General features: G+C 56.4%; 15 protein-coding genes. 3 read left to right on the top strand and 12 right to left on the bottom strand.

Going from position 1 to position 14,746, the window contains the following annotated elements:
- Positions 1 to 72: 72 nt before the first annotated feature.
- The 3 genes from lolE to lolC are packed head-to-tail and all read right to left on the bottom strand — an operon-like array spanning position 73 to position 3,213.
- Positions 73 to 1,317 carry a lipoprotein-releasing ABC transporter permease subunit LolE gene (gene lolE, locus NYE92_RS22935; RefSeq protein ID WP_014606119.1) on the bottom strand — a complete coding sequence of 415 codons (1,245 nt, stop codon included), beginning with the start codon at positions 1,315 to 1,317 and terminating at the stop codon, positions 73 to 75.
- A complete protein-coding gene (gene lolD / locus NYE92_RS22930) occupies positions 1,317 to 2,021 on the bottom strand; it encodes a lipoprotein-releasing ABC transporter ATP-binding protein LolD (protein WP_014606120.1) in 705 nt (234 codons plus the stop codon). The genes lolE and lolD overlap by 1 nt, the downstream gene beginning before the upstream one ends.
- A complete protein-coding gene (gene lolC, locus NYE92_RS22925; RefSeq protein ID WP_014593442.1) occupies positions 2,014 to 3,213 on the bottom strand; it encodes a lipoprotein-releasing ABC transporter permease subunit LolC in 1,200 nt (399 codons plus the stop codon). Before lolC ends, lolD begins: the two co-directional genes overlap by 8 nt.
- A gap of 217 nt (positions 3,214 to 3,430) precedes the next feature.
- Between lolC and NYE92_RS22920 the strand changes: the two genes are divergently transcribed.
- Positions 3,431 to 3,598: a hypothetical protein gene (locus NYE92_RS22920; protein ID WP_162471031.1), complete on the top strand. Its 168-nt coding sequence runs from the start codon at positions 3,431 to 3,433 to the stop codon at positions 3,596 to 3,598.
- A 23-nt stretch (positions 3,599 to 3,621) separates the two neighbouring features.
- A complete protein-coding gene (gene mfd / locus NYE92_RS22915; protein WP_019105701.1) occupies positions 3,622 to 7,071 on the top strand; it encodes a transcription-repair coupling factor in 3,450 nt (1,149 codons plus the stop codon).
- A gap of 114 nt (positions 7,072 to 7,185) precedes the next feature.
- Here the strand turns inward: mfd and NYE92_RS22910 are convergent, their stop codons facing one another.
- Positions 7,186 to 7,653: a carboxymuconolactone decarboxylase family protein gene (locus NYE92_RS22910; RefSeq protein WP_259019478.1), complete on the bottom strand. Its 468-nt coding sequence runs from the start codon at positions 7,651 to 7,653 to the stop codon at positions 7,186 to 7,188.
- Between the two features lie 108 nt (positions 7,654 to 7,761).
- Here NYE92_RS22910 and NYE92_RS22905 point away from each other — a divergent pair, with 108 nt between their 5' ends.
- On the top strand, positions 7,762 to 8,193 hold the full coding sequence (locus tag NYE92_RS22905; protein ID WP_228526094.1) for a MarR family winged helix-turn-helix transcriptional regulator: 432 nt from the start codon (positions 7,762 to 7,764) through the stop codon (positions 8,191 to 8,193).
- A 203-nt stretch (positions 8,194 to 8,396) separates the two neighbouring features.
- Here NYE92_RS22905 and NYE92_RS22900 read toward each other — a convergent pair whose 3' ends face one another.
- The 8 genes from NYE92_RS22900 to hinT form a co-directional block, all read right to left on the bottom strand.
- Entirely contained in the window at positions 8,397 to 8,939 is a 543-nt protein-coding gene (locus NYE92_RS22900; RefSeq protein WP_013025383.1) for a glycine zipper 2TM domain-containing protein, read from the bottom strand.
- A 287-nt stretch (positions 8,940 to 9,226) separates the two neighbouring features.
- Positions 9,227 to 10,531, bottom strand: coding sequence for an NAD(P)/FAD-dependent oxidoreductase (locus tag NYE92_RS22895; RefSeq protein WP_015700551.1), 1,305 nt, complete (start codon positions 10,529 to 10,531; stop codon positions 9,227 to 9,229).
- A 212-nt stretch (positions 10,532 to 10,743) separates the two neighbouring features.
- Positions 10,744 to 11,286, bottom strand: coding sequence for an alpha/beta hydrolase YcfP (ycfP, locus tag NYE92_RS22890; RefSeq protein ID WP_014606124.1), 543 nt, complete (start codon positions 11,284 to 11,286; stop codon positions 10,744 to 10,746).
- A gap of 38 nt (positions 11,287 to 11,324) precedes the next feature.
- Positions 11,325 to 12,365, bottom strand: a complete 1,041-nt coding sequence (gene nagZ, locus NYE92_RS22885) for a beta-N-acetylhexosaminidase (RefSeq protein ID WP_014593437.1) — start codon at positions 12,363 to 12,365, stop codon at positions 11,325 to 11,327.
- A 31-nt stretch (positions 12,366 to 12,396) separates the two neighbouring features.
- Complete coding sequence (gene thiK, locus NYE92_RS22880) at positions 12,397 to 13,233, bottom strand: thiamine kinase (RefSeq protein WP_013025379.1); 837 nt, start codon at positions 13,231 to 13,233, stop codon at positions 12,397 to 12,399.
- On the bottom strand, positions 13,193 to 13,789 hold the full coding sequence (gene lpoB, locus NYE92_RS22875) for a penicillin-binding protein activator LpoB (RefSeq protein WP_013025378.1): 597 nt from the start codon (positions 13,787 to 13,789) through the stop codon (positions 13,193 to 13,195). Before lpoB ends, thiK begins: the two co-directional genes overlap by 41 nt.
- 10 nt (positions 13,790 to 13,799) lie before the next feature.
- Positions 13,800 to 14,171: a YcfL family protein gene (locus NYE92_RS22870; RefSeq protein ID WP_013025377.1), complete on the bottom strand. Its 372-nt coding sequence runs from the start codon at positions 14,169 to 14,171 to the stop codon at positions 13,800 to 13,802.
- A 20-nt stretch (positions 14,172 to 14,191) separates the two neighbouring features.
- Complete coding sequence (gene hinT, locus NYE92_RS22865; protein WP_013025376.1) at positions 14,192 to 14,542, bottom strand: purine nucleoside phosphoramidase; 351 nt, start codon at positions 14,540 to 14,542, stop codon at positions 14,192 to 14,194.
- Between the last annotated feature and the right edge of the window lie 204 nt (positions 14,543 to 14,746).

The following is a 14,746-nucleotide window of genomic DNA, read 5'->3' as shown; positions in this document are numbered from 1 at the left end:
GCGGGCGATGAGGCCCGGTGGTCGGTTTAAGGTTTACATCATCCTGCTGTCAGGCGCGGGCGCCTGAGCTGATTACTGGCCGCTCAGCACGCGAGCCGGATCGATACGACTGGCGCGCCGCGCCGGATACCAACTTGCCAGCAGGCTTAGCACAATAGCGGTAATCAATACCGAAAACACGTCCAGCCAGTGTAATTCAGACGGCAGGAAGTCAATGAAATAGATATCGCCCGCTAATAAATGGTGACCGGTCAGGGATTCCAGCCCTTTCATCAGCGAAGTGAGGTTGAGCGCCACCAGCACCCCAACCACTACGCCGCTGACGCTGCCCAGTAAGCCCGCCAGCAGGCCATACCAGATAAAGATGGCGCGGATCAGCCCGTCTTTCGCCCCCAGCGTGCGCAGTACCGCAATATCACTGCTCTTGTCTTTCACGGCCATCACCAGCGTGGAAACGATGTTGAAACAGGCCACGCCAATAACCAGCACCATCGCCAGATACATGATGGCGCGGATCATTTGAATATCGCGGTACATATAGCCGTAGGTGCCGATCCAGCTTTTGATATAGACGTAAGCGTGCGTGACTTCCCCGGCCGCCCGCACCAGTTTGGCCGCCTGGAACGGATCGTTCATTTTCAGCGCGATGCCGGTGACGTTGTCGCCCATATCCAGATATTGCTGCGCATCCGCAAGCGGCACCAGCGCCAGGCTGTGATCCAGCATGCCGCTCAACTGAAGAATGCCGCTCACCTGCAAACGAATGCGTTTAGGTTGCAGTAGCTTATTTTCGCCATCATTGTTAGGGATCATGATGGTGATCCAGTCGCCCTGCTTCACGTTCAGCGCCTGAGCAATGCCGCCGCCGAGGATGATCTGACTTTTACCCGGCGCAAAGCTTGCCCAGGCGTTGTCTGTGACAAACTGCGGCAGCGCGCTTAGACGCGGTTCCTGCGCCGGATCCACGCCTTTAACCTGCAGCGCTTCCATCTTTGTGCCGCTTTCAATCAGTCCGGTAAAATTGATATAGGGAGCCGCAGCGGCGATACCTGGTACCTGCTCAATCGGCGCAATCATGGACTGCCAGTGCTGAAACGGCGGATTAACCGCTTCAATCTCCCCGTGCGGCACTACGGCCAGAATGCGCTTGTTCAGCTCACGTTCGAATCCGTTCATTGCGCTGAGGCCAATGATTAATACCGCCACGCCCAGGGCGATACCGATCGTGGAAATAACGGAGATCAGCGAAACCATTCCTCCGCGACGGCGACCGCGGCTAAAACGCAGCCCCAACAGCAGCGATAACGACGATCCCATCAGACCGCTCCCGCAAGAACGATGCGATCGCTTAACTGGCCGTCACGCATCTCCATCTGCCGCGACATGCGCTTCGCCAGATGCAGGTCGTGTGTCACCACCAGAAACGCGGTGCCCTGACGCACATTCAGTTCACCCAACAGTTCGAAAATCGCGTCGGCGTTGCGCGCATCCAGGTTACCCGTTGGCTCATCGGCCATGACCAGGCGCGGGCGGTTAACCAGCGCACGGGCGATAGCCACACGTTGACGTTCACCGCCAGAGAGTTCCGAGGGACGATGCGCCGCACGGTGTTCCAGCCCGACCGCCGCCAGCATTTCGCGCGCGCGGGTCTGCGCTTCGCCTTTAGCCACTTTGCCGATCAGTAACGGCATGGCGACATTTTCCAGCGCGGTGAAATCAGGCAGCAGATGGTGAAACTGATAGATAAAGCCGAGCTCACGATTACGTAACTCCGCTTTAGCAGAGGATGACATCCCGTTTAGCGAACGGCCGTCAAACACCACTTCTCCCGAGGTGGGCGCATCCAGCCCGCCCAGCAGGTGCAACAGGGTACTTTTACCTGAACCCGAACTGCCAACAATCGCCATCAGTTCACCAGGTTGCACATCAAAGGTCACATTGCGCAGTACGTCGGTCTGGACGCTGCCTTCCTGATAGCGTTTGCACAGGTCACGGCACTGCAACAAAGGAGAGTTACTCATAGCGTAAAGCCTCAGCGGGTTGTACGGCGGCAGCGCGCCATGAAGGGTAAAGCGTGGAAAGCAGAGCAATAATCATTGCGCTGAAGGCGATAGTCACCACCTGCCACATATTAATATCGACGGGCAGCGCCGCGCCATCCAGGAACAGGCCGATAACCGGCATCAGGTTGTTAAGCTGGCTGGCTAACAGCACGCCCAGCAGTGCACCGAGCAGCGTGCCGATGATGCCGGCACTGGCGCCCTGTACCATAAAGACGGCGACAATCTGACGGCGGGTTAATCCCTGGGTTTGCAGAATAGCCACTTCGCCCTGCTTCTCCATGATCAACAGGCCCAGCGAGGTGATGATATTAAAGGCAGCGACGGCAATAATCAGGCTCAGCAGCAGCCCCATCATGTTCTTCTCCATGCGCACGGCCTGGAACAGGTCCCCTTTACGCTCGCGCCAGTCCTTCCATACCATCCCCGCCGGTAAGCGTTGCTGAGTGACGGTATCTACCTGCAGCGGTTTATCCAGCCACAGACGCCAGCCGGTGATATTCCCTGCCGGATAGCGCATTATCCGTGAGGCATCCTGTTGATTGACCAGGATCTGGTAGCCGTCCACCTCGCTGTTAGCCGCATAGGTTCCGGCGACGGTAAACAGGCGCTGGCTCGGTACGCGGCCCATCGGGGTGAACTGGCTCACCGACGGCACCATTAATCGCAGCGTATCTCCGCGTTTGACGCCGAGTTGCGAGGCCAGTTGTTCACCCAGGATAACGTTGTACTGTCCCGGCTGCAGCACAGTCTGCTGGGTGTTAACGAGGTAGGGCGTAAGCGGGTCTTTTTCATCCGGCTGAATGCCTAACATCACCCCAACCGAAACGCTGTGTGGGCTTTGCAGCACGACGTTCGCGGTGGTTAACGGCGCAATGCGGTTAACGCCGTTCAGCTTAAGAGCGGATGCCGGGAATTGTTGAGGATTGATGCTGCCTTTGTCGCTGGTGACCAGCGCCTGCGGCATCAGGCCCAGGATGTTGCCCTCAAGCTCTCGCTCGAAACCATTCATCACAGACAGCACAGTAATCATTGCCAGCACGCCAAGCGTGATACCAATGGTGGAGAGCCAGGAGACAAAGCGACCGAAACGGTCTGCGGCTCTTCCGCGCATGTAGCGCAGACCGATAAATAGCGCGACAGGTTGATACATGGAATCCAATGTGCAGTTGCTGGAAAATAAGTAGAGAGGATGATAAAGGAGCGGCCCACTTTATGAAACCACTAACCCTCTGAGTCTGCTGCAAAGTTGTATCAGAATAGGTTAGGAAAGTGTTCGATGCACAGGATTAGGCTACAAAGAGGGGGTTAATCGTACGATTATTCAGCGCGGAAGCCGATATACTCCGTATCCTAAAGTGATGACGGCAATGAACGTCGCGCTGATGTACCCGTTTGACTTTCCTGCGGACCTTGTTCGCAAAAAAGATTTACACACAGCAACCCTTCAGTCACGCCTGCCCAAAGGCGAAGCGGTAGAAAAATTTACCGCAGAGGTGATCCCCATGGCGTATTATGGAATGATTACGCCCTGGTAAAAATGGAGCAACCTCGAGATCACATGTCCGAACCGACTCGCTATACCCTGCCCGTGAAATCTGGCGATCAACGCCAGCTCGGCCAGCTGACTGGCGCTGCGCACGCGGTTGAGTGTGCCAGCATTACCGAGCGTCATGCTGGTCCGGTGTTAATGATTACACCCGATACGCAAACCGCCCTGCGACTGCTGGACGAGATTCGTCAGTTTACCGATTTGCCTGTCACGCATCTCGCAGACTGGGAGACGCTGCCTTATGACAGTTTCTCACCGCATCAGGACATTATTTCGGCCCGTCTTTCCACCCTGTATCAACTGCCTACCTTGCAGCGCGGCATGCTGATTATGCCGGTCAACACGCTGATGCAGCGCGTTTGCCCGCACAGCTTCCTGCACGGCCATGCGCTGGTGATGCAGCAGGGTCAGAAACTGTCACGCGATCGCCTGCGCGATCAGCTTGAACAGGCGGGCTACCGCCATGTGGACCAGGTGATGGAGCACGGGGAATACGCGACCCGCGGCGCCCTGCTCGACCTGTTCCCGATGGGCAGCGAGCAACCTTACCGTATTGATTTTTTTGATGACGAGATCGACAGCCTGCGCCTGTTTGACGTCGACAGCCAGCGCACGCTGGAAGCCGTTCCCGCCATCAATCTGCTGCCGGCCCACGAGTTTCCCAGCGATAAAGCCGCTATAGAGCTCTTCCGCAGCCGCTGGCGTGAAATTTTTGATGTTCGCCGTGAAGCCGAGCATGTTTATCAGCAGGTGAGCAAAGGCACCCTGCCCGCCGGTATTGAATACTGGCAACCCTTGTTCTTTGAACAGCCGTTACCCTCGCTGTTCAGCTATCTGCCTGATAATACGCTGATTGTTAACTGCGGCGATCTGGAAGGCGGCGCAGACCGATTCTGGAATGATGCCAACGCGCGCTACGAAAATCGCCGTGTTGACCCGATGCGTCCGCTGCTTGAGCCCGCCACGCTGTGGCTGAGGCCGGATGCGTTGATGAGCGAGCTGAAAGCCTGGCCGCGCATCCGTATGACCCATGACGTTTTGCCTGCCAAAGCGGCCAACACAAACCTGGGTTATGAATCTCTGCCGGACTTATCGGTTCAGGCCCAGGCGAAAGCCCCGCTGGATAACCTGCGTCAGTTTCTGGAGCAGTTCAGCGGCGGCGTCGTGTTCTCCGTGGAGAGCGAAGGCCGCCGTGAAAGCCTGCAAGAGCTGCTGGCGCGCATTAAAATTCGCCCTAAGGCCATTCATCATCTGCGCGAAGTCAGCGCCGGAGAGCATGCGCTAATGATCGGCGCCAGCGAGCGTGGCTTTGTGGATACGCAAGGCCATCGTGCGCTGATCTGTGAAAGCGATCTGCTGGGCGAGCGCATCAGCCGTCGCCGCCAGGATACGCGCCGTACCATTAATCCGGACATTCTCATCCGCAACCTGGCGGAATTGCATCCGGGGCAGCCGGTCGTGCATCTTGAACATGGTGTGGGCCGCTATATCGGCCTGACCACGCTTGAAGCCGGCGGCATCCAGGCCGAGTATCTGATGCTCTCTTATGCCAACGATGCCAAGCTGTACGTGCCGGTTTCCTCGCTTCATCTGATCAGCCGCTATGCGGGTGGCGCCGATGAAAATGCGCCGCTGCACAAGCTGGGCAGCGATGCCTGGTCACGCGCCCGTCAGAAAGCGGCCGAGAAAGTGCGCGACGTCGCCGCCGAGCTGCTGGATATCTATGCGCAGCGCGCGGCAAAAAGCGGCTATGCCTTTAAACACGACCGCGAGCAGTATCAGCTCTTCTGCGAAAGCTTCCCGTTTGAAACCACACCCGATCAGGCTCAGGCTATCAATGCCGTGTTAAGCGATATGTGTCAGCCGCTGGCGATGGATCGTCTGGTCTGTGGCGATGTGGGCTTCGGTAAAACAGAAGTGGCGATGCGTGCCGCCTTCCTGGCGGTGGAAAACAATAAGCAGGTGGCGGTGCTGGTGCCGACCACGCTGCTGGCACAGCAGCACTATGATAACTTCCGCGATCGTTTCGCTAACTGGCCCGTGCGCATCGAAATGCTGTCCCGCTTCCGCAGCGCCAGGGAGCAAAACCAGATACTGCAGGAAGCCAGCGAAGGCAAAATCGACATTCTGATTGGTACGCATAAGCTGTTGATGAGCGATATCAAATGGCACGATCTGGGCTTGCTGATTGTGGATGAAGAGCACCGGTTTGGCGTGCGTCATAAAGAGCGCATCAAAGCGATGCGTGCCGATGTCGATATTCTGACGCTGACCGCTACGCCGATCCCCCGCACTCTGAATATGGCAATGAGCGGAATGCGCGATCTCTCCATCATCGCCACGCCACCAGCGCGTCGACTCGCAGTAAAAACCTTTGTTCGGGAATTTGACGATCTGGTGATCCGCGAAGCGATTCTGCGCGAAATCCTACGTGGGGGTCAGGTTTATTACCTGTACAACGATGTTGAGAACATTGAGAAAGCCGCTCAGCGCCTGACGGAACTGGTGCCAGAGGCGCGCGTCGCCATCGGCCACGGGCAAATGCGCGAGCGCGACCTTGAGCGAGTGATGAATGACTTCCATCATCAGCGTTTCAACGTTCTGGTCTGCACCACCATTATTGAAACCGGCATTGATATCCCAACGGCCAATACCATTATTATTGAGCGCGCCGACCACTTCGGGCTGGCGCAGCTGCACCAGCTGCGCGGACGCGTAGGCCGATCGCACCACCAGGCTTATGCCTGGCTGCTGACGCCGCACCCGAAAGCCATGACGACCGACGCGCAAAAACGCCTGGAAGCGATCGCCTCGCTGGAAGATCTGGGCGCAGGCTTTGCCCTGGCGACGCACGATCTGGAGATTCGTGGCGCGGGCGAACTGCTGGGTGAAGAACAAAGTGGTCAGATGGAAACGCTGGGCTTTTCACTCTACATGGAACTGCTGGAAAATGCGGTCGATGCCCTGAAAGCCGGTCGGGAACCTTCCCTCGAAGATCTCACCAGCAATCAAACTGAAGTCGAGTTACGTATGCCCGCCCTGCTGCCTGAGGCGTTTATTCCGGACGTGAATACCCGCCTGTCGCTGTATAAACGCATCGCCAGTGCCGAAGCAGAAGACGAGTTGCAGGAGCTGAAGGTGGAAATGATCGACCGCTTCGGTCTGTTACCCGATCCGGCCCGTAACCTGCTGGACATTGCCCTGTTGCGGATGAAGGCAAGAGCACTTGGCGTGCGTAAAATCGAAGCCAGCGATAAAGGTGGCTATTTTGATTTCGCGCCGCAAAACAGTGTGGATCCTGCCTGGCTAATCGGCCTGCTGCAAAAAGATGCGAAGCAGTGGAAGCTTGAAGGCCCAACGCGCCTGCGCTTTACCCGTGAACTGGCGGAAAGAAAGGTGCGTATGGAATGGGTGCAGTCATTTATGGCGCAGCTCATGGAAAACCGGGTCGCCTCTTAACCCGCTCGCCACCAGCATCAAGCGAAGCCGCCCCGCTCAGGGCGGCTTTTTTTATGCCTGCCTTCCGGCGGCCTCGTGAGCAAACAGGCTTATCCGGAACGGCGTGCCCTGTACTTATCTGGGCAGCGGCGGAGCAAACTGCAGCGCACCTGCAATTCGGTTCCAGGCGTTGATCACCCCAATTGCCGAGGTCAGGAAAATCATCTCCTGCGGCGTAAACAGGGTACTGACCTCATCATATAGCGCATCCGGAATCGGCTGCTGTGCCATCAGCGTAAGCGCCTCCGTCCATGCCAGAGCGGCCGCTTCACGCCCGGAATAAATGCCCGCGTCGCGCCAGGTCGCGACTAAATCGATTTTCGCTGAAGCCAGCCCGGCTTTACGCGCCACATTAAGATGAAACTGAAGGCAAAATGCGCAGCCATTCAACTGCGATGCCCGGAGTTTGATCAGTTCGGTCAGCGTTTTATCCAGGCCTGCGTGGTCAACCGCCTTGCCCAGCATGCCCAGCGCTGCAACGACCTCGGGCGCAGCCTGTTCAAATGTAGACCAGTCGCTTCGGTGGTGAGAATACGATGCCATAATCAATCCTGCCTGTTAATATAAGAACACGAACAACAATATAAGAGTTCTTACATTATGCGCAAGTCAGGATCGCACAATCTGTCGCTGCCCGGCCCTGGAGAAGGCATGCGCGGCACAAAAGGCCACATTGGCTATCTGCTTCGTCAGGCGCATGCCGTTCATAAGATGCGGATGGAACATGCCCTGAAAACCACGGGCCTGACTCTGCCCCAGTTTTCCGTGCTGACGATGCTGGCAGCCTACCCTGGTGCATCGGGTGCCGAACTGGCCCGGCTGTCCTTGCTGACGCCACAAACCATGAGCGTGATTGTCAGCAACCTTGAGCGGGCAAGCCTGATCCACCGTCGCCCTCACGAGGAGCATGGTCGAATTCAGATTATTGGCCTGACGGATGAAGGACAGCAGGTTCTGACCCGGAGCAAAGCGGCCGTTAAGGCGGCCGAAGCGGGTCTGCTTGCCGATCTGTCTTCTGAGGATGAAGGCGCTGTGCGGCGATGGCTGGTGAAGGTGGCGACCTTACCGACTGACCCGGTCTGAGGGCGATGTTGTCTGGCGCGCACCGCTTTACCGCTCAGCAGAATAAGGTTTATCGCTGTGTTCGGCTCGCCCGGCGGCTTCATCGGGTCACGCAGGTTGGTAAAGCCTTCATGGTGACCCATAAAAAAAGCGCATCCGGAGATGCGCTTTCGTGTTTCATGGTGTGCTGTGTGACCGCAATGCGGCAAGCTTTGCCCTGGATCTTATGCTTTATCGCCGTTCAGGATTAACTGTCCGTTACGGTCAACCGGGATACGGGTACCGGGATCGTTTTCCATGCGGATTTTACCCTGCTGGTCGCCGATCTTATAGGTGACGTCATAACCCAGCATTTTTTCCTGCTTGTCGTACACGGTTTTACAACGCTGTTCAGAGGTGGTGTAGGTATCGCGATCCTGCATACCGCCCTGAACCTGGTTGCCCGCATAACCGCCCGCCAGCGCACCGGCTACCGTTGCGACGTCGCGTCCACGACCGCCGCCAAACTGGTGGCCGAGAACACCACCGGCTACCGCACCCAGTACTGAACCGGCGATACGGTTTTCATCCTGGACCGGACGACGGTGCGTCAGCGTCACGTTACGACACTCCTGACGCGGTTGTTTAATCGATTCTTTAATTGGGGTTGCTGACAGCACCTGTGCGTATTGTGGACCGCGATCAAACACGTTAATGCTTGCTACGGCGGCTACACCCAGTGCCGCTGCCACGCCAATACCGATACCCGCTAACATTGATTTATTCACAGGAAGTTCCTCCTGAAAGTGTTACCGCGCATTCCTGCCGCTGGGAAATCCCTTACAGCTCTGGCAGAACCGACGTGCGCGACTCGCCGTTTGGTTGAGATAAGTTTTACAGATGTAAAGCTTTTGCAATATCAGACAATGGGAAGAAAAGCGTGCCTGACGCGTTAGTGCCACGTTTTCGGAGAGTTCTGAGCGACGGTGAGGGGCCGGATACCGCGCTGACTTCACGGCACAACAGAAAAGTTAGAAATGAAATCAGCGGGTTAAAACAAAATCAGATGATGCGATTAGTGAAGCTTCAGACGGGGGCGGATGACCCGGTTGAGACTGCCCACGATCATCATTAGCCCGGTCTTAATATAACCGTGCAACGCGACCTGATGCATACGATACAGTGATATATAGACAAATCGGGCAATGCGCCCTTCTATCATCATCGATCCGCGCATCAGATTGCCCATCAGGCTTCCTACGGTGCTGAAGCGTGACAGAGAAACCAGTGAACCGTGGTCTTTATAAACATAGGCTTTAAGCGGCTTGCCCTGGTATTGCAACAGGATGTTATCCAGCGCACAGGATGCCATCTGGTGCGCGGACTGCGCACGCGGGGGCACAAATCCACCGCCGGGTAAGGCGCAGGACGCGCAATCACCGATGGCATAGATGTCGTCATCCAGCGTGGTCTGGAGCGTCTCTTTCACCACCAGTTGGTTGATGCGATTGGTTTCCAGCCCGCCGATCGCTTTCATAAAGTCAGGCGCTTTAATCCCTGCCGCCCAGACCATTAAGTCGGCTTCAATAAACTCGCCACTTTTGGTATGCAGGCCCAGCTTGTCTGCGCTGGTCACCATCGTTTGTGTCAGAACGCGTACGCCAAGCTTGCTAAGCTCCTGATGGGCCGCAGAGGAGATACGTGGTGGTAGCGCAGGCAGAATACGTTCGCCCGCCTCCACCAGCGTGACGTTGAGTGCCTCGCTGCCCAGTGCTTTATACCCGTAGCTGTGTAGCTGCTTAACTGCATTGTGCAGTTCTGCCGACAGCTCAACACCCGTTGCACCGCCGCCGACGATAGCAATGTTCACCTTCTCCACCGCCCCTTCGCTGGCAGAAAATTTCAGGAACAGATTCAGCATTTCATTATGGAAACGACGCGCCTGCTGTGGATTGTCGAGGAAAATACAGTGATCTTTAACGCCTGGCGTGCCGAAATCGTTTGAGGTACTGCCCAGCGCCATGACCAGCGTGTCATAAGCCAGCTCGCGCTCGGGAACCAATACCTCCCCCTGCGAATTCACGACTTCAGCCAGTTGGATGACTTTTTTCTCACGGTTGATGTTCGTCAACGAGCCCAGCTGGAACTGAAAACCGTGGTTGCGGGCATGCGCCAGATAGCTGAGAGCGTCAATGCCTTCATCCATGGAGCCGGTGGCCACTTCATGCAGCAACGGCTTCCACAGATGGCTGTGGTTGCGGTCAACCAGGATAATCTCGGCTTTCTTCTTGCGACCCAGCTTATGGCCTAACTGCGTTGCCATCTCCAGCCCACCGGCGCCACCGCCCACGATGACAATTTTCTTAACAGATGTAGTCAACAAAAACCCCCTCAAATTGTGAACCAAAAGTTAATCAATGGTTAAATTAAACCTTAATAAACATAGGGTTGGCGACATAATTTCGCTATCTGCGGGCAGAATAGCATGGCGGGAAGCGATGGGCCTCAGAAAATTGATGTACATCAAATTTAGCAGACAGTTCCTGGCAACGCCGACTACACAATCGGGCACCGCATGGGCGCCCGGTTGCGTCAATCTGCCGTTTTAAAGGCGTTCAGTCGGTGAAGATGGGGGGAAAGATTGCGGAACTTGTGGCTTTCGCTTTCGTCCCAGACGATCGGGTAGTAGGGATCCAGCAGTGCGGCGCTGCGCTGGCTGTCGAGAATCTCATCGTGGCGGGATAAAAGGGTCAGGCAGCGGCCGCGGTTACGTTCGCGAAAATCGCTGACGCACTTGGTGGCAATGTCCAGGTACTCTTCAGGTCGATCTATCTTGCCTTCCATATTTTCGTACGGAAACAGGTTGGGATTGAAAATCGCCTGGCGGATCGCGCACAAGAAACCAATACGTTCTGACCAGTACCCGCCCAGCCCTACGCCGCAGATCAGCGGATGCGGATCGTCGCTCAGACTGAGCATTTTATCGGTTTCTTTGAGCAGAAACTGCATGTCATGTTTGGGATGGCGCGTGCTGTAGCTGATGAGCCTGACGTCAGGATCGATAAACTGCAGTTGCAGCACTTTTTCGTGGTTGCCCGGACTGGATGAATCGAAACCGTGAAGATAAATAATCATGTTTATCCTTGAAGATCATCACACCGGGCAACCCGTGATTACCACGTCGCTTTATGCGCCAGCCAGCGTTCCTGCAGCGCGCTTAACTGCTGCGCATTCTGTTTCCAGCGGCGACTGGCCTTCAGGCTGTCCCGGCTAAAGGTTCCCCGATGGTACAACTGCACCACCGGCTCTGCCTCGATCACGGTCAAATTATCGATCACGCTTACCGCGCCCTGACGGTCGTTACAGACCAGAATCATGTCGCATCCGGCAGACAGAGACTGTTGCGCACGCTCGGCATAGCTGCCCATCACCGCCGCGCCTTCCATTGAAAGATCGTCCGAGAAAATCACGCCCTTGAAACCCAGCTCCTGGCGTAACACCGTTTTCAGCCAGTAAGGCGAACCGCTGGCGGGGAGCGGATCGGCTTCCGTATAGATCACGTGTGCGGGCATAATAGCGTCGAGCGCCTGCTCGCCGATCAGCGTGCGGAATATCGCCATATCATGCTCGCGCAGTTCGGCTTCGCTGCGGCCATCACGCGGTGTCTCTTTGTGGGAATCTGCACTGACCGCGCCGTGACCGGGGAAATGCTTACCGGTGGTTTTCATTCCGGCCTCATGCATGCCGGCAATAAAACGCCGCGCCATCGCCAGGGCAATCGCAGGGTCCTCATGGAACGCGCGATCGCCAATGGCCGCACTGATATGGCCGATATCCAGCACCGGCGCAAAGCTGATATCGATATCCAGCGCGATCATTTCGGCCGCCATCTGCCAGCCAGCCTGCTGTGCCAGCTCGCCTGCCGTTGTCATATCGTTGAGCGCGGCAAAAGACTGCATAGCGGGCAAATTCGTAAAGCCATCACGAAAACGCTGTACTCGCCCGCCCTCCTGATCCACCGCCACCACCAGGCGCGTAGGCGAGGCGGCACGAATCTGACGCACCAGCTCGGCCAGTTGAGCGGGGTCATGATAGTTGCGGGCGAAAAGGATTAATCCACCCACCAGCGGATGGCGCAGTATCTCACGCTCTTCCGCATCCAGTTCGAAACCTTCGACGTCCAGCATCAAGGGGCCGGGGAAACCTGTTGTCATAGCCTGAATCCTGTTTCACGGCACAAAGCCGTTAAATCTGCTGCCAGCTCTGTTGAGCCAGCTGTTGTAAATGCGCATCGCCGCTCTGTTCGGCGCGCAGTTGATACCAACTGGCGACTAACAGATGCAGCCAGGGCTGCCAGCGCGAAACCTGGTGTTGCAATGATGTCAGCGGGATCTGCATGAGCGCGGCATAGTCACCTAGCCACTGCTCTTGCTGAGTGGGATCGGATAAACAGACGGCCGCCAGCTCAAGCGCCACGTCGCCGTCTGCGGCATATTCCCAGTCAATAAGGTGCAGCCCCTGTTCAGACTGAATCAGATTAGCGGGATGCACGTCCATATGCAGCGGCGCAAGGCGTAACGGCCGCGGCTCGCCCTGTCTGGTTAGTCGTTGCAGCTGCTGCAACCAGCGGTGCTGTCGCTGCTGGCAACGCTGCCAGTACTGCCACAGCAGGGGCAAAAGGGATAAACGGTAACCGGTGAGCGGCTGCTGGTGTAGCCGTTGCAATAGCGCAAGTACCTGAGGCCGTGCAGCACGGAATCCGGCATCGCTCATCACCTCACCGTCCTGCCAGGGCAGGATAATGCCGTGCCGGTTACCCGCCAGCGGGCGCTGCACCAGGCCGCTCAGCCGCAATTTACGCAGCACGCGCCCTTCGCGCTGGCGATTAACGAAAGGTATCGCTGACTGTGGCGCCGGGCGGAGGAGAAGCCGTTCGTTTTGTGTGACGATCTGACAGCTCTGCCCGGTTAATCCTGCCAGCGGTGTTACCGTTACCTGATGCTCGCCCGTTGTTGCCTTGATCAGTTGCAGAAGCGCCGCATTAATTTTGGGCGACACCGTTTCCAGACCAGATAATTTCACCCGTCTGCACCAGCATCAGCTGCATTTGTAAGGTCGGTGATTTTACATCGCCTTTGGCTGTGCTGTAGAGCACGTACTGCGCGTTGAGATTACGCGCCAGGCCAATCGCCTTGCTGCGCGAGTTCAGGCTGTCGTCTGGCGAAAGGCCAAGTGTTTGTTTCGCCTGCGCCAGCTGTTCTGACGACACCAGAGTGAACTTACCGTTGTTATTCAACGCGTTCTGAATAGCACTGGTCGCCTTTTCACCCTGTAGTGCGCCGTTAGTGCTGTTTTTAATGCGATCGACCAGCAACACGCTTCCCGGCGTCACCGTGGCGGCGCGCACCATTTGTGCGACCAAGGGTTCCACGCTGGCATCCCAGTTAATCGTCACCAGCTTAGGCGGTTGCGGAACAGGTTGAGGCTGGGGGATCGGTTGCTCTGGCTGAGGAACAGGCTGAACCGGCTCCACAGGCTGAGTCGGTTCGACCGGTGCTGGCTGCTGCTGTTTCATCACGCAGCCAGAAAGAATAAGCGCCATCATTAGCGCGCCAGTACGGTTAACACTGCGAATCACGTAACAGTCCTCAGAGATAGATATAGAGACGAACCTTGCTGGCCGTCAGATTACCCAGTTGCGACACCGCAGCGACGCTTCCGTTGGGGGGAACCGTGACAACCTGAGCCGGTTCACGCGGCGTTATTTCAAGCCCTTTGTCGTCGTACCAGTAGTAACGATAGTGCACAACCACCGGCGTTTCACGCTGATTGTAAAGTATGCTGCTGGCACGTTTCTGGCCGTCATGGTCATCCAGCGTTGGCTCGTCGGTAATAATACCCGCCGAGAGGACAGACGACTCCATGACCAGTGACTGCGATGTATTAATCATCGGTTTGTCGCTGCTGCAACCAGTAAGGCTCAGCAACGCCACGGGCAGACATATCAACCATGAACGCATAGCAAGGTTCCCTTCAGGGATCAGTGTGACAGCATCGGGCCAAGCGGCTTGCCGCCCACCAGATGCATATGGATATGATAAACTTCCTGACCGCCATGTTTATTGCAGTTAACAATCAGGCGATAGCCGTCTTCGTCAATGCCTTCTTCCCGCGCAATCTTTGCGGCGGCGGTGAACATCCGACCCAGCGCCTGCTCGTGCGCCGCCTCGACGTCATTGGCGGTTGGGATCAGGATATTGGGGATTATCAAAATATGCGTTGGCGCCTGGGGTGAAATATCGCGAAAAGCCGTTACCAGTTCGTCCTGATACACCACGTCGGCGGGGATCTCCCGACGGAGAATTTTACTGAAAATAGTTTCTTCAGCCATAAAGCAATTCCTTGAGCCTGAGGTAATACCTCAGTATGAGGGAGAAATTCGTTTTCTTTCAACCTCAGGCGACTTTTTCTTGTTATGACCGGCGGCGTTTGACGCATTTAACAGCGCCCGTATGCGAAAAACCGCCTTTCCTGTCTCTGCCCCCTCTGCACTCGTCGCCCCCTTTATGTTGCCTGCGGCCAGACCTGACACACG

This window comes from Pantoea sp. B566 (assembly GCF_024793925.1).
Classification (GTDB): Bacteria; Pseudomonadota; Gammaproteobacteria; order Enterobacterales; family Enterobacteriaceae; genus Pantoea; species Pantoea ananatis.
This window is presented reverse-complemented; position numbering and strand designations above follow the sequence as displayed.

Excerpts from the sequence above, each read along its gene's own strand:
- mfd (WP_019105701.1), top strand. The coding sequence starts at position 3,622 with ATGTCCGAACCGACTCGCTATACCCTGCCCGTGAAATCTGGCGATCAA.
- lolC (WP_014593442.1), bottom strand. The coding sequence starts at position 3,213 with ATGTATCAACCTGTCGCGCTATTTATCGGTCTGCGCTACATGCGCGGA.
- NYE92_RS22905 (WP_228526094.1), top strand. The coding sequence starts at position 7,762 with ATGCGCGGCACAAAAGGCCACATTGGCTATCTGCTTCGTCAGGCGCAT.
- NYE92_RS22870 (WP_013025377.1), bottom strand. The coding sequence starts at position 14,171 with ATGCGTTCATGGTTGATATGTCTGCCCGTGGCGTTGCTGAGCCTTACT.
- lolE (WP_014606119.1), bottom strand. The coding sequence starts at position 1,317 with ATGGGATCGTCGTTATCGCTGCTGTTGGGGCTGCGTTTTAGCCGCGGT.
- hinT (WP_013025376.1), bottom strand. The coding sequence starts at position 14,542 with ATGGCTGAAGAAACTATTTTCAGTAAAATTCTCCGTCGGGAGATCCCC.
- ycfP (WP_014606124.1), bottom strand. The coding sequence starts at position 11,286 with ATGATTATTTATCTTCACGGTTTCGATTCATCCAGTCCGGGCAACCAC.
- nagZ (WP_014593437.1), bottom strand. The coding sequence starts at position 12,365 with ATGACAACAGGTTTCCCCGGCCCCTTGATGCTGGACGTCGAAGGTTTC.
- NYE92_RS22910 (WP_259019478.1), bottom strand. The coding sequence starts at position 7,653 with ATGGCATCGTATTCTCACCACCGAAGCGACTGGTCTACATTTGAACAG.
- NYE92_RS22920 (WP_162471031.1), top strand. The coding sequence starts at position 3,431 with ATGAACGTCGCGCTGATGTACCCGTTTGACTTTCCTGCGGACCTTGTT.
- lolD (WP_014606120.1), bottom strand. The coding sequence starts at position 2,021 with ATGAGTAACTCTCCTTTGTTGCAGTGCCGTGACCTGTGCAAACGCTAT.